Genomic DNA, 24,514 nt, shown 5'->3' with positions numbered 1-24,514 from the left:
CTTTAATTATGCGTTTTTGATTATCGCTACATCCATGTTTTTAATAAGTTCATTAGCGAACTCAGAACATTTCACTTCTGTTGCACCTTCCATTAAGCGTGCGAAATCATAAGTTACTACTTTTGAAGCAATTGTTTTCTCAACAGAAGCAGTTACTAATTTCGCAGCTTCGTTCCATCCTAAGTGTTCTAATAATAATACACCTGAAAGAAGAACAGAAGATGGGTTTACTTTATCTAAACCTGCATATTTTGGAGCTGTACCGTGTGTAGCTTCAAAGATAGCATGTCCAGTCACATAGTTAATGTTTGCACCAGGTGCAATACCAATTCCACCTACTTGTGCAGCAAGTGCATCAGAGATATAGTCACCATTTAAGTTCATTGTTGCAACAACATCGAACTCACGTGGACGAGTTAAAATTTGTTGTAAGAAGATGTCTGCAATAGAATCTTTTACGATGATTTTTCCAGCCACTTCAGCGTCTGCCATCGCTTTATTCGCTGCATCTTTACCATCTTTTTCAACAATACGATCGTATTCAGCCCAAGTAAATACTTTGTCGCCGAATTCTTGTTCCGCTACTTCGTAACCCCAGTTTTTGAAAGCACCTTCTGTAAATTTCATAATGTTTCCTTTATGAACTAATGTAACAGAAGAGCGTTTTTCGTTAATTGCATATTGAATTGCAGCACGAACAAGACGCTTTGTCCCTTCTTCTGAAATCGGCTTAATACCAATACCAGATGTTTCTGGGAAGCGGATTTTATTAACACCCATTGCTTCTTTTAAGAAAGCAAGAACTTTTTCTGCTTCTGGAGATCCTTGTGCATATTCAATTCCAGCATAAATGTCTTCTGTATTTTCACGGAAAATAACCATATCAGTATCTTCCGGACGTTTTACAGGTGAAGGAACACCTTCAAAATAACGAACTGGACGTAGACATACATATAAATCTAATTCTTGACGAAGTGCTACGTTTAGAGAACGAATACCACCGCCAACTGGAGTTGTAAGTGGACCTTTAATCGCGATTAAATATTCACGAATTAAGTTTAAAGTTTCTTCTGGTAACCACTCGCCTGTTTGGTTGAATGCTTTTTCCCCTGCAAGCACTTCTTTCCAAACGATTTTCTTCTCACCATCATAAGCTTTTTCAACTGCTGCTTCTAGTACGCGAGATGCAGCTGCCCAAATATCAGGACCAATTCCATCTCCCTCGATAAATGGAATAATCGGATTGTTTGGTACATTCATAACACCATTAGTTACAGTAATTTTTTCACCTGTCGTCAATGTGATAACCCCCATGTTTGAAATTTCATATGTATGAAACTGAGGGAATAACCCCTCAGTTCAAACCGTTAGTCAAATTAAAATATTCTAATCATTACATCTTTCCGAAAAAATCAGACTTTTGAAAGCGTATTTTCACTATCAAAATAGTGTTATTCGCTTATCGTTGTGCAATTGGAACATACACTTGATGCGTTGGTCCATTATAATCAGCACGCGGACGAATTAAACGGTTGTTTTCATATTGTTCTAGAATATGAGCTAACCAGCCTGACATACGGCTAATTGCAAAAATAGGTGTAAATAAGTCATGGTCAATTCCTAAACAATGGTATACAGAAGCTGAATAGAAATCAACATTTGGTGGAAGACCTTTTTCTTTTGTTACAATGTCTTCAATTTTGATAGACATATTATACCATTTCTCTTCTCCTAAAAGCACGCATAATCTCTTAGACATTTCACGTAAGTGTTTTGCACGTGGATCACCCTGCTCATACACACGGTGGCCAAAGCCCATGATTTTCACTTTATTTTGAAGAGCATTATGAATATATGACTCTACATTTTCTTCTTCACCAATCTCAGTTAACATCTTCATTACATTTTCATTTGCCCCACCGTGAAGAGGACCTTTTAATGCACCGATTGCTGCTGTAATACCAGAATATACATCTGAAAGTGTAGCTACGCAAACACGTGCAGTAAATGTAGAAGCGTTTAACTCATGATCTGCATGAAGTACAAGCGCCTTATCAAAAGCTTCAATTTCAACTTCATTTGGCTCGCGATCATTTAACATGTACAAGAAGTTTGCAGCTAATGATAAATCCTTTCTTGGCTCAACAATATCTAAACCTTTACGGATTCTCGCGTAAGCAGCAACTAAAGTTCCGACTTGCGCCTGTAATTTAACCGCTTTCAAATAATTGGACTTTTCATCCATAATTTCAGCGCTCTCATCGTATAATGATAGCATGGAAATTGCAGTTCGTAAAACAGACATCGGATGTGCAATTTTTAAATCTACTTGTTTCAAATATGTTAAAATCTCACCTGGAACTTTATAGTATTCTGATACAATTTCATTAAATTCCGCTAGTTCTTTTTCATTAGGAAGCTTGCGGTGCCATAATAAGTACACTACTTCTTCAAACGTAGCATTCTCAGCTAAATCATCAATATTATACCCAACATAAGTTAATGTATCATCAATAATAGAGCTCACAGATGATGTTGTTGCTACTACCCCTTCTAAACCTCGAATAACAGTCATGACATTCTCTCCTTTTCCTGAAAATTCTCCCAACCTTGCTCCTTATATCTATTTGCTCCCCTTTTGAATTATGAACGCCCGTTCACTCTTTAGGCAAGCAAAATGCACGATCATGCAAATTTGTTGCGATGTTCCCCTCTTATTGTCCATTGTTTACATGGAAAGCATGAGCGTGAATGTCTCCCCGAATCCTCACGCTCAAAACAACAAGTTAGTGAGGAAAATACATTCCGAAGAGTTTTATGATAAAAACAACATAAAACAATATCATTATAAAATTGTTTTATGTTGTTTTTATTTTATCTGGTGTAAAGTCTCTGCTGTTATGTAACTTTTCAAAGTTTCTAATCCTATTATAAACAATTATCTGACTTTTGTGAACAGAAAGAATTCAAAAATTTTATATTACTATAAAATTCCTTATTTAAACATTTGTATAATACTCATAACCGCATAGGCAATTCCAGCCCCAATTAACGGACCAACAGCAACCCCATTAAATAGCGCAACCGCTATAATTGTCCCAAAAACAAGCGCAGTTGTAATGTGAGGATCCGTCGTCAACAATTGTACGCCGCCTTTCGCTAACAAAGCGACCGCTACACCTGAAGCTAAAGCAATCCACGCATAATAAGATTTCGCCGCTTCTCCAAGTTGTTTAAAACCTATTTCTCCTGTCGCAATCGGTACGAGCACCGCTATTGTAATGACCGTTACACCTAGGTTAATTCCTTTCGTTTGTAAATAAGGAAAGACCTTATCTCCTAAAAACGTAAACTTCAATAAAAATAACACACCAATAGCTACAGTAAGCGATTGGTTTTTAGCAATAAGTCCTATAATAAGTAGTATGAATAAAAATAACGTTGACTGACTAATCATGTTTGCACTTCCTTTCTGAAAATAATGAACTCATTTCCAAACAAAAATACCTTTAAACCTATCGTTATACATGCTATATCGATGCCTATTCAACATGAATCACTTCATTTTTTATGTATTTTAAAATGACAAACTGAGACTTTCACCAAAAAAATTAAGCATGTATACATTTTTGAAAACAGTCGTCTCTTCTTTCTTTTCTAATAAGAAACAGGTAAAATAAAAAGAAGAGAAAATGAAGTTTTTACCATATAGTAGAAGCATCAACACCAAGCTTTCACAGTCACTCACATACTGAAAAAGCAGGAAAAATCCATCATTCCACTATAACATAAAGTGAAACTTTAATCAGTGGGGCATTTTCCACTGATTATTAGCCTTCACCAATCGGGCTTTTACGGGCAGTTTATCTCTAGCTAACTCCTTTGATCCAGCCGCACTTCGGGTAGGAGATTTACTTGCCCGCAAATAGCGGGGTAAAGTGAAACTTTAATCAGTGGGGCACACTCGTTATAAGTTGAACGAATTAGGATAATCCAAATTGGAATGGGAGGTATACATCTTTGAACCGAAACTTACTATATATGATATTGCGACTCATATTTGTCATTGTAGCAACGGTAGCTGGGTTCTATGTATTACTATACATGTCAGGGCTTATCTATCCTTTTATTATCGCTTTTGCATTTGCTTATTTGATTAATCCTGTCGTCAATTTCCTTAATCAAAAACTACAATTTCCTCGCGCACTAGCAGTACTCGTTAGCTTAATTCTCGTATTTGGAGCTATCGTTGGACTTGTTACATATCTTGTGACTGAAGCAATATCTGCCACAACATACTTACTACAACTTGTTACAGTAAAGTTTCCAGATATCGTTACATTCGCTCAGCAATTTGCACTTAATCATATTATGCCTCTCTACGATGATTTAATCTCTAAATTTAATCATCTTGGAGAACCACAGCGCTATACAATTACACAAAACATTCAAAACTTAGGAACAGAAGCAACAACACAAATGAAAGAACTTTTAACCGCCATTATAAGCGGGTTAACGAATTTCATTAGTGCACTGCCAACAACTTTAACTGTCCTTGTATTCATTTTATTAGCCACTTTCTTCATTAGTTACGATTGGCACCGTCTTGCTCAGAAAGCAAGAAAATTGCTACCGAATCGTGTACATGGCTATGGAAAAACTATTTTTGTCGACTTAAGAAAAGCTTTGTTTGGTTTTGTGAAAGCACAACTTACACTCGTATCTATGACAACCGTCATTGTACTAATCGGACTTTTAATATTACGCGTACCATACGCCATTACTATTGCGATTATTACAGGAGTTGTAGATTTACTACCATACTTAGGAACAGGCGCAGTCTTCGTTCCATGGGTTATATACGTATTTTTCACTGGCGATACCGCATTCGCCATTGGTCTTCTCATTTTATACATCGTCGTGATTGTCCAAAGACAAATTATGGAGCCGAAAGTACTTTCATCTAACATCGGTCTCGATCCATTAGCAACACTCGTCGCTCTATTTGTCGGCTTTAAACTTTTTGGCTTTTTAGGATTAATCATCGGCCCAGTCACCTTAGTACTACTTAATACATTACACAAAGCTAATGTCTTCCATGACTTGTGGAAATATATTAAAGGTTCACCTTCAAAATAATAGTTTCTAATTCATACACAACAAAAAACTTACATGTAATCAGTGGGAATTTCCCACTGATTATTCCTTGTACTTATTTTTCATACTCATTACAAAAAACAAGAGAATTGCACTCAAAAAAGATAATTCTCTTGTTTTTTTGCATGAAAAACGCATATTTCGTGGTGTTTTTACATATTTATTCTATTTATTTCATAATTATCATTTACATTTATTACTTTTTATGTAAATGAATAAATATACAAAATAGCATAAAATAAGACTTCAACTAACAATCTCCGCCTTTTATATGAATTTTTTACACCAATCGTTCCTTTATATAAGAAAGCAAAACTTTAATTTAGCAGCGTTTCCCTCCATCTTATTCATCTAAATTAATAGCACTAAAAAATCACAAGTTTAATCGAAGCACAACAAGAGTTCAAATGAAAATTATATAGCAAATATAATGAGCAGACGTTTTGTTCATCCCCGCTCATCATTCGCCCCACATCAGACACTTACGAGCAGCCCAATTTCGAGATAGAAATTCCCCCCCCACAAATAGCGTGGTAAAACAAAGCTTCAATCAGAAAGTTCCTCTCCTCTTACAAGACAAAAAATAGCACTTAGATTTCTACAATCTAAGTGCTATTTCTGAATAATAATAGTAGAGTTCTTTCTAAATTTCCATTCCATCCACTTCATAACAAGCGGCTTCAATAAAGCTCTCGTAATAGGGATCACGCAGATAAACCCTAGCACATCTGTCACATACCCAGGAAGCACTAAGAGAATACCTCCTACAAATACAAAAATACCATCTAGTACCGCCTCACCTGGCATTTCCCCTCTATTCAACTTAGATTGAATCTCTCCAAGCACTTTAAACCCTTGTCTTTTCGCCAAATACACACCTACAACACCTGTAAATACAATCATAGCGAACGTAGACCATAAACCTATTACATGACTCGATCCAATTAAGACCGTAATCTCAATCGCTGGTATTAAAATAAACAAGAATAGCAACCACTTCATAGTTCTACACCTCTCTCACATCTCACTTTTAACACCCTCACAACGCCTATATACATCATATGAAATATAGATATCCTTTCATATTAAAACCCATAACAAACAGCTTTTAAAAGCAATTCTAGGCGTTTTAAGCTAATTCTGTCTCGTTTTTGTGTAAAAAAAAGAGAAGGACTCCGATCCTTCTCTCCGTATTACTTATAGCACTTCCGCATGTCCATTATAAACAATTCCGCGTGCTGCATCAACTGTTACTTCTTGGCCATTTTTTAAAGTTGCTGTTACGCCGTTTACACCAACGATAACAGGAATACCGATTGATACGCCTACAACAGCTGCATGGCTTGTTAAGCCACCTTCTTCTACAACTAAAGCCGCAGCTTTTTCGATTGCAGGAATCATATCTTTATCAGTGCTTGTTGTAACAAGGATATCACCTTCGTTTACGTTCGCTACAGCTTCAGCAGCTGTTTTTGCTACAACTACTTTACCTTTTGCAGCTTTACGACCGATTCCTTGTCCTTTAGCAATTTCTTCACCAACAACGTGGATTTTCATTAAGTTTGTTGTACCAGTTTCAGCAACTGGAACACCCGCAGTAATCACTACAGTATCTCCAAGTCCGATTAGACCTGCATCCATACCTGTTTGAATTGCTGTATCTAACATTTCGTCAGTTGAAGCTGCGCGCTTCTCAGCCATAAATGCTTGTACACCCCAAACAAGTGCAAGACGACGTCCTACTTGCTCGTCAGATGTTACAGCTACGATTGGAGATTTTGGACGGTATTTAGAGATCATTTTCGCAGTATATCCACTTTCTGTTGGAGCTACGATTGCAGCTACATCAAGAGCAAGTGCTGTATGCGCAACAGATTGGCTAATTGCATCTGTAATTGTTGGAGTGAACTCTTTAATACGTTTTTTGAACATATCTTCATATTGTAATGATTTTTCAACACGTACCGCAATGTTAGCCATCATTGTTACCGCTTCTACTGGGTATTGTCCAGCAGCTGTTTCACCTGAAAGCATGATTGCATCTGTACCATCGAAGATTGCGTTAGCTACGTCACTTGCTTCCGCACGAGTTGGACGTGGGTTACGTTGCATAGAATCTAACATTTGTGTTGCAGTAATAACTGGTTTACCTAACACGTTACATTTTTTAATTAGACGTTTTTGTACTAACGGTACTTCTTCTGGTGGAATTTCTACACCCATGTCACCACGAGCTACCATTAAACCGTCAGAAACTTCTAAGATTGAATCGATGTTGTCGATACCTTCTTGGTTTTCGATTTTTGGTACGATTTGGATGTATTGAGCGTTATGCTCTTCTAATAATTCACGGATTTCTAATACGTCAGACGCTTTACGTACGAATGAAGCTGCAATGAAATCAACTTTTTGCTCTATACCAAAGATGATATCTTTTACGTCTTTTTCAGTGATACCAGGAAGCTTAATGCTTACGTTTGGTACGTTAACACCTTTTTTATTTTTTACAGTTCCGCTGTTAAGAACTTTTGTACGGATGTTTCCGTCAGCTTTTTCGATTACTTCTAGTTCGATAAGACCGTCATCGATTAGAATACGAGAACCTGGGTCTACATCGTCATAAAGACCAGCATAAGATACAGAGAACTTCTCTGCAGTACCTAATACTTGCTCAGTAGAAAGAACTACTTCTGCACCTGTTACAAGCTCAGCTTGTCCGTCTACGAAGTCGTGAGTACGGATTTCTGGACCTTTTGTATCAAGTAAGATACCAACTGTTTTACCAGTTTTCTTTGAAGCTTCACGAATGTTTTTAATACGAGCTCCGTGCTCTTCATGGCTACCATGAGAGAAGTTTAAACGAGCAACGTTCATACCTGCTTCGATTAATTGCTCTAATTTTTCAATACTTTCACTAGCAGGACCTATAGTACATACAATTTTAGTTTTACGCATATTGCACCTCCGAAAATTATGAAACCGTTCCCAAATATCTGACATTACGCCGATTAGATGGATAATTCTTTAGATAATTGATACATATCTTTATCGATTGTATGCTTTTGAGCTAACGCTTCGATAATATCATGATCAACAAGTTTGTTATCTTGAATACCTACACAACGTCCACCTTTACCAGCAATTAACAATTCAACTGCTCTTGCGCCAAGACGACTTGCTAATACACGGTCTTGTGCACTTGGTGATCCACCACGTTGTACGTGACCTAATACAGTTACACGAGTATCAAAGTTTGTTGCTTCTTCAATGTGCTTACCGATGTCAATTGCACTTCCAACACCTTCAGCTACAACGATAATACTGTGTTTTTTACCACGTTCACTACCACGCTTCAGACGAGCGATAACATCATCCATGTCATACTCTTCTTCTGGAATTAAGATTGTTTCCGCACCATCAGCTAAACCAGCCCATAATGCGATATCACCAGCGTGACGTCCCATTACTTCGATAACATATGTACGTTCATGAGATGTAGCTGTGTCACGAATTTTATCAATTGCATCAATAACAGTGTTTAAAGCTGTATCAAAACCAATTGTGAAGTCTGTTCCAGGGATATCATTGTCGATTGTACCTGGTACACCAACACATGGGAAGCCTTGTTCAGTTAATTTTTTAGCGCCTTGGTAAGAACCATCTCCACCAATAACAACAAGTCCTTCGATACCGTGTTTTTTTAATTGCTCGATACCTTTTAGTCGTACTTCTGGGTCTTTAAACTCAGGACATCTTGCTGTATATAATTTCGTACCACCGCGGTGGATAATATCGCCAACAGAACCAAGTTCTAATTTTTCAATGTGACCAGAAATTAATCCAGCGTATCCATGGTAAATACCATATACTTCAATATCATGGAAAATCGCTTTACGAACAACTGCACGAATGGCAGCATTCATACCAGGTGAATCTCCACCACTTGTTAATACACCAATACGTTTCATTTGTACTCACCTCATAAAGATTATTTGCCTTATAATAAAATAACACGAAAAAATATAAAAATACAATGGAGAAGATGTGTCTTTTCATAATAAAAACGTGCATTCGCGAAGTGGAACGCACGCTTTTCTTATTTTATCCAAATGGAAGCGTTTGAAAACGAAACTTGCCCAATTTTCATATATTTTTCATAACGTTTTTCGATTAATTCATCTTTCGAAATTCCGTTTAATTGTTCAAAAGTTTTTCGAATCATTAAGTCTATATTTTCTGACTGTTTTAAAATATTACGGTGAGCTCCGCCTCTTGCTTCTGGAATAATTTCGTCAATTACACCTAATTCTTTCAAATCTGCTGCTGTAATTTTCATTGCCTCTGCAGCTTCCTTTGCTTTTCCTGCATCTTTCCAAAGAATTGCCGCTGCACCCTCTGGTGTAATAACAGAATAAGTGGAATTTTCTAGCATATGAATGTAATCTCCTACTCCAAGGCCTAGCGCACCACCACTACCGCCTTCACCGATAACGATACAAATAACTGGTACCGTTAAACCTGCCATCTCAAATAAGTTGCGGGCAATAGCTTCACTTTGTCCACGTTCTTCAGCTGCTTTACCAGGATAAGCTCCCTTCGTATCGATGAAACAAATAATAGGACGATTAAACTTTTCCGCTTGTTTCATGAGACGCAGTGCTTTTCGATATCCTTCTGGATGAGGCATTCCAAAGTTACGGCGAATATTTTCTTTCGTATCTTTTCCGCGCTGATGCCCAATTACAGTTACAGGCATCCCTTTATATTTCGCAATGCCGCCGACAATCGCTGCATCATCGCCAAATAGACGATCTCCATGACATTCGAAAAAATCAGTAAATAAGTGCTCAATATAATCGAGCGTTGTCGGTCGTTCTGCATGACGAGCAATTTGAACACGGTCCCATACTTTTAGATTGCCGTATATATCTTCCTCTAAATTTTCTAGCTTTTCTTCCAAAATACGAATCTCCTCACTGAAGTCCATCTGGCTGTTTTTCGTATAGTCTTTCAGTTCACGAATCTTATTTCTTAGCTCAACAACTGGTTTTTCAAATTCTAGCTCTGCCATACAGCCATTTCCCCTCCTTGATGAACTTCTAAAATCTTGCGAAGCGATTCTCTCATATCATCACGATGCACCACCGCATCTAATTGACCATGATCTAGTAAGAATTCTGCCGTTTGGAAATCTTCCGGTAGTTTCTCACGCACCGTTTGTTCAATTACACGTCTACCAGCAAATCCGATAAGTGCACCTGGTTCTGCAAGATTATAATCACCAAGTGAAGCGAAACTCGCTGAAACCCCGCCCGTCGTTGGGTGAGTCATAACAGAAATAAATAATCCTCCTGCATTACTATGCTTTTTCAAAGCTACGCTTGTTTTTGCCATTTGCATTAAACTTAATATCCCTTCTTGCATACGGGCACCACCCGAAGCAGTAAAGATAATAAATGGAACTTGTAAGTCGTACGCCTTTTCAACCGCACGGGCGATTTTTTCTCCTACTACAGAGCCCATGCTCCCCATTCGAAAACGAGAATCCATTACTGCAACAACAACAAGCATGTCATCAATTGTTCCTTCACCAGTTACAACCGCTTCGTTCAATTCAGTCTTCTTACGATCGCTCTCTAGTTTCTCTTCATAACCTGGAAACTCGAGTGGATTTAATGAAACCATTTCTTTGTCATACTCACGGAATGACCCTTCGTCCAATATACTATCAAGACGTTCCCATGCATTCATAGGATGATGATATCCACAATTCACACATACTTTTAAATTTTTTAGAAGTTCTTTCGTATACATGATTTTTTTACATTCCGGACATTTTGTCATAACGCCATCTGGTACATCTTTTCGTACTTGTTCTGAAGGTATTGCAGCGTACTTTTTCTTTTTCACGAATAAATCTCTTAGCACAATTTGACCCCCTTCGTTGAGAGCTAAGGTTAGCGTAAGAAGAAAATGGGGCTAACACCAAAGTTTGATGTTAGCCTTATCTTCTCAATCTGTCTAATAACCTCACTCTTTACGTTTAACTTTAACCGCTACGCGGTAGAATGTTTGTCATAACGTGTCATGGTCATTTCGACAAATTTTATACATTACGAGTGAAACTGTATATTCTCTACTAATTCATCGTAAATTTTTAGTGCATCATTTTCTTGTTTTTCTTCCAAAGTAGCGTAAAGCTTTCTATACATATCGATAGAATCTCTTGAAACTTTACAAGAAAGCGTTGATACGTAATCATTTACGATCATCCAAATGCGATATAGTAAATAATTATCGACTTGTTCAATAAGTGTTTTAAAGAACGTTTGATGAAGCATTGGAATTGAGTTTTCGTTTCCTTCGAGCACTTGATGCAATTTACTTAGCACTTTAGAAAACGTTTCTTTCGGTAAATTACATACAATTCGAATCATATCTTTCTCGAGTAACCGTTTCGTTTGTAATAAATCACGAATTGTTTTCTCATCTTGCAATAAGAACGGAGCAATTAATTGTACAAGACCGTTATCATAAAAGTTTCGAATAAACGTCCCTTCACCACGTCTCGTTTCAATCAATCCTACCAGTTCTAAAGCACGCAATGCTTCTCTTACAGAGGAACGTCCTACGTTTAAGCGTGAACTTAACTCACGCTCAGACGGCAAACGATCCCCCGCCACCAATCCATCCTCTTCCATAATGGAACGGATTTTTTTTACAATTTCGAGATATACTTTTGTATTTGATGATGTCAATGGAAATTCCTCGCTTATTCTTTACCAATCAGCGCTAATTGTTTTGTTTTTTCAGCGATCTCATTTGGATCTACTTGACGGCGAGCTACTCCTGTCTCCATTGCTGCTTTTGCAACGTAAGCCGCTACTTGAGGCGCTACACGCGCGTCAAATGGTGCCGGAATGATATAGTCTGCATTTAACTCATCTTCTGCTACAAGCTCAGCAATAGCCTGTACAGCTGCCATCTTCATTTCTTCGTTAATTTGTGTCGCATGTACGTCAAGTGCACCGCGGAAAATACCAGGGAACGCCAGTACATTATTTACTTGGTTCGGGAAGTCAGAACGACCTGTTCCAACAACAGCTGCGCCCGCTGCTTTTGCCAATTCTGGCATAATTTCTGGAACTGGATTCGCCATTGCAAAAATAATCGCATCGTCATTCATTGTACGAACCATCTCTTCTGTTAATGCACCTTCTGCAGATACACCAATGAATACGTCCGCACCTTGTACAACATCAGCTAAAGAACCTTCTATACGATTCTTATTTGTATATTTTGCAACTTCATCCTTCACCGGATTCATACCTGTAGGACGACCATCATAGATTGCGCCTTTACGGTCACACATAATAATGTCGCGTACACCATAGCGATATAAAAGTTTAATAATTGCAATACCTGCTGCACCTGCGCCATTTGCGACAACTTTAATGTCAGACATTTTCTTTCCAACTAATTTCAGTGCATTTACAAGACCTGCTACTGTTACAATAGCTGTTCCGTGTTGATCATCATGGAAGATAGGAATATTTGTTTCTTTTTTCAAACGCTCTTCAATAATGAAGCAGTTTGGTGCTGCGATATCTTCTAAGTTAACGCCGCCAAAAGTTGGCTCCATTAATTTTACAGTTTCAACAATTTTATCTACATCGTTTGTATTTAAGGCAATTGGGAATGCATCTACACCAGCAAAGCTCTTGAATAATACAGCTTTACCTTCCATTACTGGAAGAGATGCTTCAGGTCCAATGTTACCAAGACCAAGTACAGCTGTTCCATCTGTCACAACTGCTACCATATTTCCCTTCATCGTATATTCATATACCTTACTTTTATCGTCATAAATTTCTTTACAAGGTTCTGCAACCCCTGGAGAATATGCAAGACTTAAATCTTTTGCATTTTCTACTTTTACTTTTGATACAGTTTCTAATTTTCCTTGATGCACTTTATGCATGTGAAGTGCTTCTTCACGAAGTGTTGACAAACTATCCACTCTCCTCAAATTATTCTTGCTGATATCAATTTCTCCAAGTGGTCTGACCACGAACACTACTACTATAATAATCGAAGTGTAGGGAAATTGTCCATTATATTTTCACAACTACATTTTCTTCCCCGACAATTTCACGAAGTGCTCCTAAACATTCTTCACTTGGATGAATCGATAAACTCCGAGATAATTGTACCATTTTATGTTCCTTTTCATAATAAATTAGTACTTTCGCAAAACCTGAATAGTCGAACAATATTTTCGTAACCCGATTTAAAAGCTTTTTCTCATACTGAGATGGCAATTTCACGTAAACAGATGCGTCTTTCTTTTCTTCATAAACATCCATTTCCTCTAGCGGATATAGTCCATTTACAATCCATTGAAGCTTATGATTTCTTAGCTCAATCGTACCGTCAACTAAAACAATTGCTCCTTCTTGCAACTTATCCGAGAAATGTATATACGTTTCCGGGAAGAGGACCGCTTCCATTTCATCATTTTGATCACAGAATGTAATAAATGCCATCTTTTGAAACTTTTTCGTACGAATCACTCTAACACTTGTTATATACACAATCGCTCTTTGTACTTTTTTCTTGTGTCGCATCGCCTGAGCGAGAGATGGAATTTCTAATTCTTTTGCTAACTTCACATACTGCGCTGTCGGATAACTTGATAAATAAAAGCCAAGTGCTTCCTTCTCTTTATTTAGTTGTTCAATAAAAGATAGCTCTTCTCCTTGTACATATTTTGATTTTGGAACAGCATCTCCTAAATCACGTGCGAGATTCGCGTACTCTAACGCCCCTTTAATACTTTTCCATAAATTCGTTCTCGAAACACCAAAATCATCAAAACATCCCGACCAGACGAAAGCTTCTAAATTACGCTCCGTTACGAACTTTGACGGCATACGGAGACAAAATTCAAATAAATCTTCGAACATTTTTTTCTCTCGTTCTTCTAATAATGCCGTCACTGTAGCCATTCCAATATTTCGGATCGAAAGTAAACTGTAACGTATCGCATTCCCTTCTATTTGGAAGTTATAACCACTTCTCTGAAGAGACGGCGGCAAAACGTGAAAACCTTTCCGCTTCGTTTCTCGTATATACTGTACAATCTTATCTTCATTTCCAATTGCGCTTGATAATAATGCCGTCATAAATTCCAGCGTATAGTTCGCTTTCAAATAGGCAAGCTGATATCCAATCATACTGTAAGCTACAGCGTGACTTCGGTTAAAACCGTAATTCGCAAATCTTACAATTAAATCATAAATTTTCTCTGCGGATGTCTCATTGTATCCATTTCCCAAACATCCTTGGACAAAATGCTTACGTTCCTGATCTAAAATATCACGATTTTTTTTACTCACCGCACGGCGCAGTAAATCTGCTTCTCCAAGCGAAAACCCTGCTAACTTCGATGCAATTTGCATAATTTGTTCTTGGTATACAATGACGCCGTATGTTCTTTCTAAAATTGGCTTTAAATCCGGATGTAAATATTCGATTTTTCTTTTTCCATGTTTCGATTCAATAAAAGTCGGTATCTGTTCCATCGGTCCTGGTCTGTATAACGAGTTAACAGCTACGATATCTTCAAACTCATTCGGTTTTAACCCGCGAAGTACATTTCGCATACCGCCTGACTCAAGCTGGAATACACCTGTTGTATCTCCTCTTCCTAATAATTGGAACGTCTTTTCATCTTGAAGAGGTAAGTTTCTTATATCGATTTCTTTCCCTGTTTTGTTCGCGATAAATTTTATAATATTTTCAAGTAACGTTAAATTACGTAATCCTAAAAAGTCCATCTTAAGCAACCCAAGTTCTTCTAGCGCATCGGCTGGATATTGCGTAACATAAACATCGTTATGTCCTTCTTGAATTGCTACACTGCCTGTTAGCGGTTCTTGACTCATAATAACACCAGCCGCATGAATAGACGTATGACGTGGCAAACCTTCTACACGTTTTGCGATTTCAAACACACGCTCATGCAAAAGATTCCCTTGTATAAACTCACGAAGTGATTGTGATTCTTCATATGCATCTTTTAATGTTATACCAAGCTTTGATGGGATAAGTTTTGAAAATATATCAATATCTCGCGGCGGAAGCCCCATTACGCGGGCAATGTCTCTAATTGCCGCTTTTGCTGCAAGCGTACCAAACGTTACAATTTGCGCAACACGGAGCTGACCGTATTTATCTTTCACATAGCGAATCATCTCATCACGTCTTACGTCTGGAAAATCAATATCAATATCGGGAAGCGTCACACGTTCAGGATTTAAAAACCTTTCAAATAATAGATCGTATTCAATTGGATCAATATCTGTAATTTCTAATACGTATGAAACGAGTGAACCAGCTGCCGATCCACGACCTGGTCCTGTTAGAATATAATTTTCATGTGCATACTTCATAAAATCCCATACGATGAGGAAATAATCACTAAATCCCATACGAGAAATAACATTTAATTCATGATCCAAACGCTTTATATGCACTTCTTTCGGTTCACCATATCGTTTCCGCAAACCTTCTTCACAAACACGACGCAAGTATATATCACTCGTTTCATTAGACGGAACAGGAAACTTTGGAAGTTGATTTACATGGAACGGTATTTCTACTTGGCAACGCTCTGCAATTTTTATTGTATTTTGGATTGCTTCCGGCGCATGGGAAAATAGTGCTTCCATTTCATCCGATGACTTTAAATAATACTGATCTGTTTTCAGCCTCGGCCTATCTGGATCAGTCATTTTCGTTCCACTTTCAACAGATAGTAAACATTCGTGAACAAGCGCGTCACTTTGATTGATATAGCGCACATCATTTGTTGCAACGACTGAAATATTAACCCTACTAATAAATTCAGGTAGTTTCTCTTGTAAAAGCAACTCATCTTGAATCGCATGATGCTGCAAACTCATATAAAAATGGCCGAACATATTTTGATACGTGCGAGCTACTTCTTCAGCCTGACTCTCATTGTCTTCTAGTAATAATTGCTCAATTTCGCCATCTTTACCTGGTGAAATAGCAATTAATCCTTTCGCATAATGCGCAAGCCACTTCTTAGGAATACCTTCTTTGGACTTTGTCATAATACTGCTAGAAATCTTTAATAAATTTTGGTAGCCTATTTCATTCTCAGCAAGTAATACAAGCGGATAAGACCTTTCTTCTTCTTCACTAAAAATAGAAGCGGTTAATCCAATAACAGGCTGTATACCATGTTTCTTACATGCTTTATAAAACGGAATAACACCATACATAACATTTTCATCCGTAATAGCCAGCGATGAAAAACCAAGTTCTTTCGCCCTGACTACAAGCTCATCAATTTTACAAGCACTTTTTAATAAACTAAAAACGGTTTGACATTGTAAATGCACAAACTTCACTGTTGTACCCTCTCTTTACCTATTTGACTACTTTTATTATAGGTGATGAGGAAAGCGGAAATCAAAACATACTTCTTATACTTTGTCCATATATATGAAGAAGAAAGGGGAATGACGATGGATGTAAGAGAACATACTTTTTTCTCTCTGCTTATTATTAGTTATTTTATTGCCTTTGGGGTTATACTTGGCGGTTCATTAATTGGTGGATTTGGTGCGTTTCTTATTGGAAAACCAGCTCTAACTTACATTAATCAATTCGCCCAAAATTTAAGAATTTGGGCACTCGTTGCAGCAATCGGCGGAACATTCGATACCTTTTATAGCTTTGAAAGAAGTTTCTTTGGCGGAGATATGAAAGATATCGTAAAACAAATTCTCCTTATTTTTTTCGCAACTGGTGGTATGCAAACAGGTCTCATTATTATTAAATGGCTAACGCAGGAACATGTATGAGAGTACCAAGTGCTAATACAGCAAAAAGATGGTACTTAGTATTAGCTGGGGCTGCTGTTGGAGGCGTTTTGAGCTGGTTTATTTTTTTGTACATATACGGTGTTTTTCAAGAAGAACAAGCTAGTAAAATAGCAGAACAAAGAGAAATTATAGAAAAACAAGAAGCAAAGCTCCACGTCCTTCTCGAAGATCAAGAAAAATTGAACACTGAAAATAAACGGCTCTTAACCATTCAAGAGATTAAAATAAAACTTATCAATCGAGAAAAATACGATTTAGACAATCTCACACTCGAAAATATGACTACATCTATCCATAATGATCTCCAACATCTTTTAACGAAAAACATTCAAAGTATCGCAAAAAATAAAGACCTACTTAAAAAGGTAATCGAAAATAAAACGTACAAACATTACGATCGGCTATACCGTTTTAAAGTCGATACAATATCTTTTGATACAGTGCTTGAAATTAGCATTACTATAGAGAAAGAAAAATAAAGAAGGAGGGCTTTAGCACCGCTCCTTCTTTTCGTTCTAACATATAGTCTCTTATTTACAAATCTCACGTAAATCAGCAAAAAGACGATCCGCTTCTTCCCAAGAAGATGCCTTCGCACCAGAAGCCATCGGATGCCCCCCGCCGTTATATTGCATTGCTAATTTGTTTATAACTGGTCCTTTTGAACGAAGACGAACACGAATTACGTCGTCTTCCTCTAAAAATAGAACCCACGCCTTTAATCCATCAATATTGCCAAGCGCTCCAACAACACCAGATGCTTCAGAAGGAAGTACATCAAACTCTTCTAATACTTCTTTCGTTAATTTAATGTAAGCTGCTCCTTCTTCTACCATCGTAAAGTTTTGTAAAATATAACCGTTTAAACGAGCAATTTTTTCTTTTGTCTTATACATTTCATTGTATAAATCTGTGAATTTCACACCCATATCAACAAGCTCACTTACGTAACGAAGTGTTTTTGCTGTCGTATTTGGGAATAAGAAACGACCTGTATCTCCAACAATTCCTGCTAAAATAAGGCGAGCTGCTTCTTTTGTTATTTTTAATCCTTTATCTTTTCCATAGTTATAAAACTCATAAATCATCTCACTTGTAGAACTCGCTGTCGTATCTACCCACGTAATATCTCCATATGGATCTTCATTTGGATGATGATCAATTTTAATTAACATCTTCCCTTTTGTATAGCGTTGATCGTCAACACGTTCTTGATTCGCAGTATCACAAACAATAACAAGCGCATTTTCGTATACACTATCTTCAATATCATCCATTACTCGTAAGTATGCTAGTGACGGTTCATTGTACCCAACCGTATAAATATTTTTCTCTGGAAACGATTCTTGTAGAATTGTACCAAGACCACCCTGTGAGCCTAACGCATCTGGATCCGGACGCACGTGGCGATGAATAATAATTGTATCAAACTCTTTAATTGCTTCTAAAATTTGCTCATGCATATGTATAATCTCCTTTTTAATCAACTTCTTCACTTTATCCTCCATTATAACGGAAAGTATTTCATACATGCGAACAATTGCTTTATAATAAAAGTTAGAAAGTTTAGATATTTCTTTTTCTTTTCTATTATTTTTCATAAAGCGATGGGAGTGTTCACTATGCCAGTATTAGTCTTCTGTATTATCGTCTCATTTATGTTGTACCTCTTTTACAAAACAAAATACTTTCGTACAAACCGCCCAATGGAGAAAGGTTGGCTCTCAGGAAAATCCGCAATGGCACTCGGTTCATTCGTTTTATTTTTCGGGATAAACCAATTCTTTTTAGAACTTTCAACCGCTCGTATTATCGTTGGTGTTTTATTCGTTCTATTTGGTAGTGCAAGTGTATTTAACGGGTTTCGCCAATACAAACATTTCTTGCCATTAGCAGTTAAAGAAGCCGAAGTCTATGAAGCAACATAAAAAAGCATCAATATTGTGATGCTTTTTTATGTTGCTTAACTTTCAAAATCATATATGCAACAAACGCAGATGGTATATTAAATGGGTTACCTTGTACATGAAAATGTAATTGTTCTTCTTCAAAAGACATTTTTTCATATAGCTCTCGCTGAGATAATCCTGTCTTTTCCTTTTTTTCATGTAAACCTTGTAAATATAAATATTGAATAGGTATCATTACAAGAAAGTAAAATAATGCGATACTACCAAAAAAAAGTACGGCTGACGACATAATGCATACCACCTTTCATAATTCCATTTTCTTACAATATAATCATAACACAATATACAACTGAATTGAATTATTATTCTGTCTTTTCTCACGTTACTTTTCCACTCCATCCCATACATATTTCACTAAAACTCCCATCTAAAATCATGCCTTTCAAATTTAAAACAACAAAAAAGATGGAACAAATCAAAACGATTTGTTCCATCTTTTTATTTATCGATTAACTGAACCATAAGTAATGCTTTTCCAACAACATTACCTTCATGATGCACCTCTACATCGACCTTACCAAATTTACGTCCAATTTCTAATACTTTCGGATGAACAGATACAACATTATCAATTTGAACCGGCTTTACGAAATAAATCGTTAAGTTTTCAACAATTAAATCGCTTTTCTTTTGCGCACGAATGACGCGATTTGTCGCTTCTGTCACAATTGTTGCAAATACACCGTACGATAACGTCCCGATTGAGTTCGTCATTTGCGGCGTCACCGAAAATTGATATAGATGCTCATTCTTCGCTTCTTTTGGTGTCATAAATTGATTCGTTACAATATCATCAATGGTTTCTCCAACTTGTGGCTGACGTTGAATCATTTGCAGTGCCTGAAGTACATCTTGACGGCTAATAATACCTTGCAGTTTGTTTCCTTCCTCAACGACAGGAAGTAATTCAATTCCTTCCCACACCATCATACGTGCCGCAGCTGCGACAGACATTTTACCGTTCACTGTAATTGGGTGCTTTGTCATTACTTTATCAATTGGTGTTTCTTTCGCTACTCCGATCATATCTTTTGAAGTTACGATTCCTAGCACTTTGTTACTTTCATCAACAATCGGATACCTTCCGTGCATTGTCTCTTCGTTATATGCATGCCATTGCTGTACTGTATCACTCGGCTTTAAATATAACGTTTCTTCAATTGGCGTTAAAATATCTTCAACGAGTACAATTTCTTTCTTAATAAGCTGATCGTAAATCGCACGGTTAATTAACGTTGCGACCGTAAATGTATCGTAGCTACTTGAAATAATCGGCAGCTTTAATTCGTCTGCTAATTTCTTCACATGATCTTCCGTATCAAATCCGCCCGTAATTAATACAGCGGCTCCAGTTTCTAATGCTAATTGATGTGCATTCGTACGGTTACCAATAATGAGTAAATTCCCAGCTTCTGTATAGCGCATCATCGCTTCTAATTTCATAGCTCCGATTACGAATTTATTTAATGTTTTATGTAGTCCTTCTCTGCCCCCAAGTACTTGACCATCGACAATGTTAACGACTTCTGCATATGTCAGTTTTTCGATATTCTCTTTCTTCTTCTGTTCAATTCGAATTGTTCCGACACGTTCAATTGTACTAACATATCCTTTATTTTCTGCATCTTTAATTGCACGGTAAGCTGTCCCTTCACTTACACTCAAATCTTTCGCGATTTGTCTTACAGAAATTTTATGGCCTACTGGCAGGCTATTAATATGTTCTAAAATTTGGTTATGCTTGGTAGCCAAATGGTTTCACCATACTTTCTTTTCCCTAAATTCTTCATGTGTTGTACTTTTAGTATACTATATTTTCAAAACTGTTACACTCTCTCTTTGCATACCTGTACTATTTTTTTTATAACAAAATGTCTCTTGCATTCCACCATTCATTCTATTACAACAATGTAATGCTATTGTCATCTCATTCGATAGTTCGTACACTTGATTACTTATACAATTAAGACAAGAAATAAAACAAAGGAGCGAACACATGATGAAAAAATTTTTAGAGGTTGTAGGTGCTGTATTTTTAGCTTTCGTAGATGGGAAAAAAGTTGCAATGGAATTGAATGAAACACCTGAACAACCACGTACCAAAAGAAAAGAATCACCAAAACAAATACAAGCATTAAAAGCTGTCCTACACACATAAAAAACCCTTCACTTTTCTTTTTCAAATGAAGGGTTTCTTTTCTATAGTGTAATACTTTCTCCAGCTTCTAATACTTTCCCTGTACAATTTTGTAGCTTTTCTACAAATTGATATGGATCTTGTTCAATAACTGGGAACGTATTGTAATGCATCGGTACAACAGTTTTCGCATTAATCCATTTTGCCGCTAGTACAGCATCTTCTGGTCCCATTGTGAAATTATCACCAATTGGTAAAAATGCTAGATCAACTTTATTTAATTCCCCAATTAACTTCATATCAGAGAATAGTGCAGTATCTCCTGCGTGGTATACAGTTTTCTCTTCTGCTGTAAATAAAATACCTGCTGGCATACCTGTATATGTAATCGTCTTATTTGCTTCATCAATATAACTAGAGCCGTGGAATGCTTGTGTAAACTTCACTTTTCCGAAGTCAAATTCATGTGAACCACCAATATGCATCGGGTGTGTATTTACACCTTGCCAACTTAAAAATGTTGCTAGTTCAAATGGTGCTACAACAACTGCATTATTTTTCTTCGCAAGTTCTACTGTATCTCCAACATGATCACCGTGTCCATGCGATAAAAGGATTGCATCCACTTTTACATCTTCAGCTTTTAAATCTGTTTTCGGATTACCTGTTAAAAACGGGTCAATTAAAATAACTTTTCCATTCGCCTCAATTTTCACAACTGAATGTCCATGATAAGATACTTTCATTATTACATTCCTCCCCTATTCACATTCTCACTTTTTATTCTACATGATTTTTCAATCCCCTGTCTTTTCTAACATCTATTTACTTGTCATAACGCTTTCTTCCGAGTTAAAGTTATATTTGTAATTAAATATCTCGGGGGTGCCAATCGATGAATGCTAGATTAGAAAATTTAATGCAATGGCTAAAAGAAAAAAACGTAGAAGCTGCGTTCTTAACTTCTACACCGAACGTCTTCTACATGACAAACTTCCACTGTGAACCACACGAAAGACTTCTTGGTATGTTTGTATTCCAAGAAAAAGAACCTATTTTAATTTGCCCTAAAATGGAAGAAGGCCAAGCACGTAACGCTGGCTGGGCACATGAAATTATCGGATTTACTGATACTGACAGACCATGGGATATGATTGCAAAAGCAATTAAAGACCGCGGCATCAATGCAAATGCAGTTGCAATTGAAAAAGAACATTTAAACGTAGAGCGCTACGAAGAATTAACGAAATTATTCCCAAATGCAGCTTTCAAATCAGCTGAGGAGAAAGTTCGCGAACTTCGTTTAATTAAAGATGAAAAAGAACTTTCTATTTTACGCGAAGCAGCTAAAATGGCGGACTATGCTGTTGAAGTTGGTGTAAATGCAATTAAAGAAAACCGCAGCGAGCTAGAAGTATTAGCAATTATTGAACACGAATTAAAAACAAAAGGCATACATAAAATGTCATTTGATACGATGGTATTAGCAGGTGCGAACTCTGCTCTTCCACACGGTATTCCTGGCGCAAACAAAATGAAACGCGGCGATTTCGTACTATTTGATTTAGGCGTAATCATTGATGGTTATTGCTCTGATATTACACGTACAGTAGCATTCGGTGAGATTTCTGAAGAGCAAACTCGCATTTACAACACTGTACTTGCTGGACAACTACAAGCAGTTGAAGCATGTAAACCAGGTGTTACACTTGGCGCAATCGATAACGCTGCTCGTTCTGTTATCGCAGATGCAGGTTACGGAGACTTCTTCCCGCACCGACTTGGTCATGGACTTGGAATTAGCGTACACGAATATCCAGATGTAAAAGCTGGTAACGAGTCTCCATTAAAAGAAGGTATGGTCTTCACAATCGAACCTGGTATTTATGTACCAAACGTAGGTGGCGTTCGTATTGAAGATGATATTTACATCACAAAAGACGGATCAGAAATTTTAACGAAATTCCCGAAAGAATTACAATTTGTAAAATAATAAAAAAGGCAGCTTGATTGCTGCCTTTTTTATTTCTCTACTATTTCAAATTTCTCTACAATCATTTTTGCTGGATAGCTTTCAAGTGTTTGAGAAGACCATACTTTTATTTTATCCCCTGTTTTTAGTTTATTATATGCATCTTTAACCTTAAAACTCAGAACTATATGTGATGGATACTCTTTATTCATTTGTTGTTCTATATAATTTTGTAACTCTACTTTCGTTTCAAACGTTTTATCACTGACGAAAAATACCGTATCATTTCTTACTATGACATATCCTTCTTCAGGTACTTTTTTTACTGCTACTTGCTCTACTTTTTTTGTAGTACACGCTGATAATATGATTAAAAATACACTTAGAAACATAAAGATTTTCATATGCCTATTCATTTTTAACTCCTTACTCTAGGCTATTTCAAATTTAACACCATCTTCTCCTCATACTTATCATCCCATTTAATCACAACTTCTATCGGTTCATCTTTAGATAAAGGCGTACAACTTACACAAGAAGACTTTATTTCAATCTTTGCTCCTTTATGATTTTCTGACGTTTGTGTCATTGTGCTAAAGGCTCCATTAATAGCAATCTCTAAATTTTTAAATTCTGTATTTCCATCTCCGCCCTTATACTGAAATGTAAACATTCCATCTTCACTATCATCCTTAATATGGCCTTTATATTGTCCCGTCCAACTTTTGCTCTCGCTAGAAAAAGTAACATACGAAATCGAACAACTCCCTAAAAAGAAAATAGTAATAAAAAAGAATAATACTCTCTTCATCATGCCCCTCGATTCAAAAGCATTTATTGTCTATTTCTTCCTTTAAATATTATTAAAAAAAGAAGGCCACTCAAAAAGTGCCTTCTTCTATTTCACTAATATTTAATTGAAATTTCACGATCCAAACTGAGAAAAGGTGGACAAGAAGCGCAAACGCCATACATGCTCCGCTTAAAAAAGTTAGTATAGGATGCGAATACACGTGCCCTAATCCATAGGATATCGCCACGAAAAACATAGTTATGTAAATATAAATTGCTCCATGTATTTGCCTCATATAAACCTCCTTTTCCCATAGTATAACATAAGTTTTCTGATTATTCACATTAATAGACTGTAATTAATATTTCTCAACTGTTACACCTCTAACAGCAGCCTTAATATATGGTGCTCCTTGTAAACTTTGTAAATCCTCTGTTTTGCCTGTTACAACTACACCGTATATTTGTAAGTCTTTTGGTTCGGTGTTTTTTATTTCTTTATCCCGCATTAACAGGCAGTAAGACCCCACATCAAAATTCAGCGGAAGTAAAGAAGTTAGGTGGGGGG

The 24,514-nt window shown here is 36.8% G+C and carries 24 protein-coding genes and 1 pseudogene; 6 read left to right on the top strand and 19 right to left on the bottom strand.

The features are described from left to right. Nucleotides 1-6: 6 nt before the first annotated feature. The 3 genes from icd to ACTFR8_RS09780 all read right to left on the bottom strand — a co-directional run bounded on the left by icd (nucleotide 7) and on the right by ACTFR8_RS09780 (nucleotide 3,457). A complete protein-coding gene (gene icd, locus ACTFR8_RS09790) occupies nucleotides 7-1,299 on the bottom strand; it encodes an NADP-dependent isocitrate dehydrogenase (RefSeq protein WP_000206898.1) in 1,293 nt (430 codons plus the stop codon). A 160-nt stretch (nucleotides 1,300-1,459) separates the two neighbouring features. Then, entirely contained in the window at nucleotides 1,460-2,608 is a 1,149-nt protein-coding gene (gene citZ / locus ACTFR8_RS09785; protein WP_000503652.1) for a citrate synthase, read from the bottom strand. A 387-nt stretch (nucleotides 2,609-2,995) separates the two neighbouring features. Continuing rightward, nucleotides 2,996-3,457 carry a DUF441 domain-containing protein gene (locus tag ACTFR8_RS09780; RefSeq protein ID WP_000625507.1) on the bottom strand — a complete coding sequence of 154 codons (462 nt, stop codon included), beginning with the start codon at nucleotides 3,455-3,457 and terminating at the stop codon, nucleotides 2,996-2,998. Nucleotides 3,458-4,020: 563 nt separating this feature from the next. Between ACTFR8_RS09780 and ytvI the strand changes: the two genes are divergently transcribed. Further along, entirely contained in the window at nucleotides 4,021-5,139 is a 1,119-nt protein-coding gene (gene ytvI, locus ACTFR8_RS09775) for a sporulation integral membrane protein YtvI (RefSeq protein WP_001081388.1), read from the top strand. Nucleotides 5,140-5,769: 630 nt separating this feature from the next. Here ytvI and ACTFR8_RS09770 read toward each other — a convergent pair. The 8 genes from ACTFR8_RS09770 to dnaE all read right to left on the bottom strand — a co-directional run bounded on the left by ACTFR8_RS09770 (nucleotide 5,770) and on the right by dnaE (nucleotide 16,598). Continuing rightward, nucleotides 5,770-6,159 (bottom strand): FxsA family protein, encoded by a 390-nt coding sequence (locus ACTFR8_RS09770; protein WP_000871631.1) that lies wholly within the window; start codon nucleotides 6,157-6,159, stop codon nucleotides 5,770-5,772. 195 nt (nucleotides 6,160-6,354) lie between these two features. After that, complete coding sequence (gene pyk / locus ACTFR8_RS09765; RefSeq protein WP_001232673.1) at nucleotides 6,355-8,112, bottom strand: pyruvate kinase; 1,758 nt, start codon at nucleotides 8,110-8,112, stop codon at nucleotides 6,355-6,357. Between the two features lie 53 nt (nucleotides 8,113-8,165). Continuing rightward, on the bottom strand, nucleotides 8,166-9,125 hold the full coding sequence (gene pfkA, locus ACTFR8_RS09760) for a 6-phosphofructokinase (RefSeq protein WP_000821157.1): 960 nt from the start codon (nucleotides 9,123-9,125) through the stop codon (nucleotides 8,166-8,168). Between the two features lie 128 nt (nucleotides 9,126-9,253). Then, nucleotides 9,254-10,228 (bottom strand): acetyl-CoA carboxylase carboxyl transferase subunit alpha, encoded by a 975-nt coding sequence (gene accA / locus ACTFR8_RS09755; protein ID WP_000818804.1) that lies wholly within the window; start codon nucleotides 10,226-10,228, stop codon nucleotides 9,254-9,256. Beyond that, nucleotides 10,216-11,085 carry an acetyl-CoA carboxylase, carboxyltransferase subunit beta gene (gene accD, locus ACTFR8_RS09750; RefSeq protein ID WP_000942856.1) on the bottom strand — a complete coding sequence of 290 codons (870 nt, stop codon included), beginning with the start codon at nucleotides 11,083-11,085 and terminating at the stop codon, nucleotides 10,216-10,218. The genes accA and accD overlap by 13 nt, the downstream gene beginning before the upstream one ends. 185 nt (nucleotides 11,086-11,270) lie before the next feature. Beyond that, complete coding sequence (locus ACTFR8_RS09745) at nucleotides 11,271-11,915, bottom strand: FadR/GntR family transcriptional regulator (protein WP_000204439.1); 645 nt, start codon at nucleotides 11,913-11,915, stop codon at nucleotides 11,271-11,273. Nucleotides 11,916-11,929: 14 nt separating this feature from the next. Beyond that, nucleotides 11,930-13,138, bottom strand: a complete 1,209-nt coding sequence (locus ACTFR8_RS09740; RefSeq protein ID WP_161508111.1) for an NAD(P)-dependent malic enzyme — start codon at nucleotides 13,136-13,138, stop codon at nucleotides 11,930-11,932. Between the two features lie 133 nt (nucleotides 13,139-13,271). Then, nucleotides 13,272-16,598, bottom strand: a complete 3,327-nt coding sequence (dnaE, locus tag ACTFR8_RS09735) for a DNA polymerase III subunit alpha (protein ID WP_000673736.1) — start codon at nucleotides 16,596-16,598, stop codon at nucleotides 13,272-13,274. Between the two features lie 42 nt (nucleotides 16,599-16,640). Here dnaE and ACTFR8_RS09730 point away from each other — a divergent pair, with 42 nt between their 5' ends. Together ACTFR8_RS09730 and ytrI are read left to right on the top strand one after the other, a co-directional pair. After that, a complete protein-coding gene (locus ACTFR8_RS09730; RefSeq protein WP_002005839.1) occupies nucleotides 16,641-17,054 on the top strand; it encodes a YtrH family sporulation protein in 414 nt (137 codons plus the stop codon). Next, nucleotides 17,051-17,554 (top strand): sporulation membrane protein YtrI, encoded by a 504-nt coding sequence (gene ytrI / locus ACTFR8_RS09725; RefSeq protein WP_001265736.1) that lies wholly within the window; start codon nucleotides 17,051-17,053, stop codon nucleotides 17,552-17,554. Before ACTFR8_RS09730 ends, ytrI begins: the two co-directional genes overlap by 4 nt. A gap of 51 nt (nucleotides 17,555-17,605) precedes the next feature. Here the strand turns inward: ytrI and ACTFR8_RS09720 are convergent, their stop codons facing one another. Then, a complete protein-coding gene (locus ACTFR8_RS09720) occupies nucleotides 17,606-18,538 on the bottom strand; it encodes a DHH family phosphoesterase (RefSeq protein ID WP_033683965.1) in 933 nt (310 codons plus the stop codon). A gap of 159 nt (nucleotides 18,539-18,697) precedes the next feature. On the opposite strand from ACTFR8_RS09720, the gene ACTFR8_RS09715 reads away from it, so the two are divergent. After that, on the top strand, nucleotides 18,698-19,003 hold the full coding sequence (locus tag ACTFR8_RS09715) for a YtpI family protein (RefSeq protein ID WP_001144776.1): 306 nt from the start codon (nucleotides 18,698-18,700) through the stop codon (nucleotides 19,001-19,003). A gap of 7 nt (nucleotides 19,004-19,010) precedes the next feature. Here the strand turns inward: ACTFR8_RS09715 and ACTFR8_RS09710 are convergent, their stop codons facing one another. After that, nucleotides 19,011-19,274, bottom strand: a complete 264-nt coding sequence (locus ACTFR8_RS09710; protein WP_000093044.1) for a DUF3949 domain-containing protein — start codon at nucleotides 19,272-19,274, stop codon at nucleotides 19,011-19,013. A gap of 209 nt (nucleotides 19,275-19,483) precedes the next feature. After that, a complete protein-coding gene (locus tag ACTFR8_RS09705) occupies nucleotides 19,484-20,797 on the bottom strand; it encodes a CBS domain-containing protein (RefSeq protein ID WP_000201580.1) in 1,314 nt (437 codons plus the stop codon). A gap of 244 nt (nucleotides 20,798-21,041) precedes the next feature. On the opposite strand from ACTFR8_RS09705, the gene ACTFR8_RS09700 reads away from it, so the two are divergent. Then, nucleotides 21,042-21,203 (top strand): hypothetical protein, encoded by a 162-nt coding sequence (locus ACTFR8_RS09700; protein WP_000976017.1) that lies wholly within the window; start codon nucleotides 21,042-21,044, stop codon nucleotides 21,201-21,203. A gap of 41 nt (nucleotides 21,204-21,244) precedes the next feature. Here ACTFR8_RS09700 and ACTFR8_RS09695 read toward each other — a convergent pair whose 3' ends face one another. Further along, complete coding sequence (locus ACTFR8_RS09695) at nucleotides 21,245-21,928, bottom strand: metal-dependent hydrolase (RefSeq protein ID WP_000868922.1); 684 nt, start codon at nucleotides 21,926-21,928, stop codon at nucleotides 21,245-21,247. A 149-nt stretch (nucleotides 21,929-22,077) separates the two neighbouring features. Here ACTFR8_RS09695 and pepQ point away from each other — a divergent pair, with 149 nt between their 5' ends. Then, the gene (gene pepQ / locus ACTFR8_RS09690; RefSeq protein ID WP_000994032.1) at nucleotides 22,078-23,175 is read left to right on the top strand and encodes a Xaa-Pro dipeptidase; all 1,098 of its coding nucleotides are present in this window, start codon (nucleotides 22,078-22,080) and stop codon (nucleotides 23,173-23,175) included. Between the two features lie 29 nt (nucleotides 23,176-23,204). Here the strand turns inward: pepQ and ACTFR8_RS09685 are convergent, their stop codons facing one another. The 4 genes and pseudogenes from ACTFR8_RS09685 to ACTFR8_RS09670 all read right to left on the bottom strand — a co-directional run. After that, nucleotides 23,205-23,570, bottom strand: a complete 366-nt coding sequence (locus ACTFR8_RS09685; protein WP_001079366.1) for a DUF3221 domain-containing protein — start codon at nucleotides 23,568-23,570, stop codon at nucleotides 23,205-23,207. Between the two features lie 20 nt (nucleotides 23,571-23,590). Then, nucleotides 23,591-23,968, bottom strand: a complete 378-nt coding sequence (locus ACTFR8_RS09680; RefSeq protein ID WP_252209700.1) for a hypothetical protein — start codon at nucleotides 23,966-23,968, stop codon at nucleotides 23,591-23,593. Nucleotides 23,969-24,035: 67 nt separating this feature from the next. Beyond that, nucleotides 24,036-24,242, bottom strand: a complete 207-nt coding sequence (locus ACTFR8_RS09675) for a hypothetical protein (RefSeq protein ID WP_001248905.1) — start codon at nucleotides 24,240-24,242, stop codon at nucleotides 24,036-24,038. A 63-nt stretch (nucleotides 24,243-24,305) separates the two neighbouring features. Next, nucleotides 24,306-24,446 (bottom strand): annotated as a pseudogene (locus ACTFR8_RS09670) (anti sigma factor C-terminal domain-containing protein); the annotation flags it as partial. Nucleotides 24,447-24,514 lie beyond the last annotated feature (68 nt).

It is taken from the genome of Bacillus cereus group sp. MYBK15-3 (assembly GCF_051916765.1).
GTDB classification, from domain to species: domain Bacteria; phylum Bacillota; class Bacilli; order Bacillales; family Bacillaceae_G; genus Bacillus_A; species Bacillus_A cereus.
Note: the sequence above shows the minus strand (reverse complement) of the source record. Positions and strands in the feature narration are given on the sequence as shown.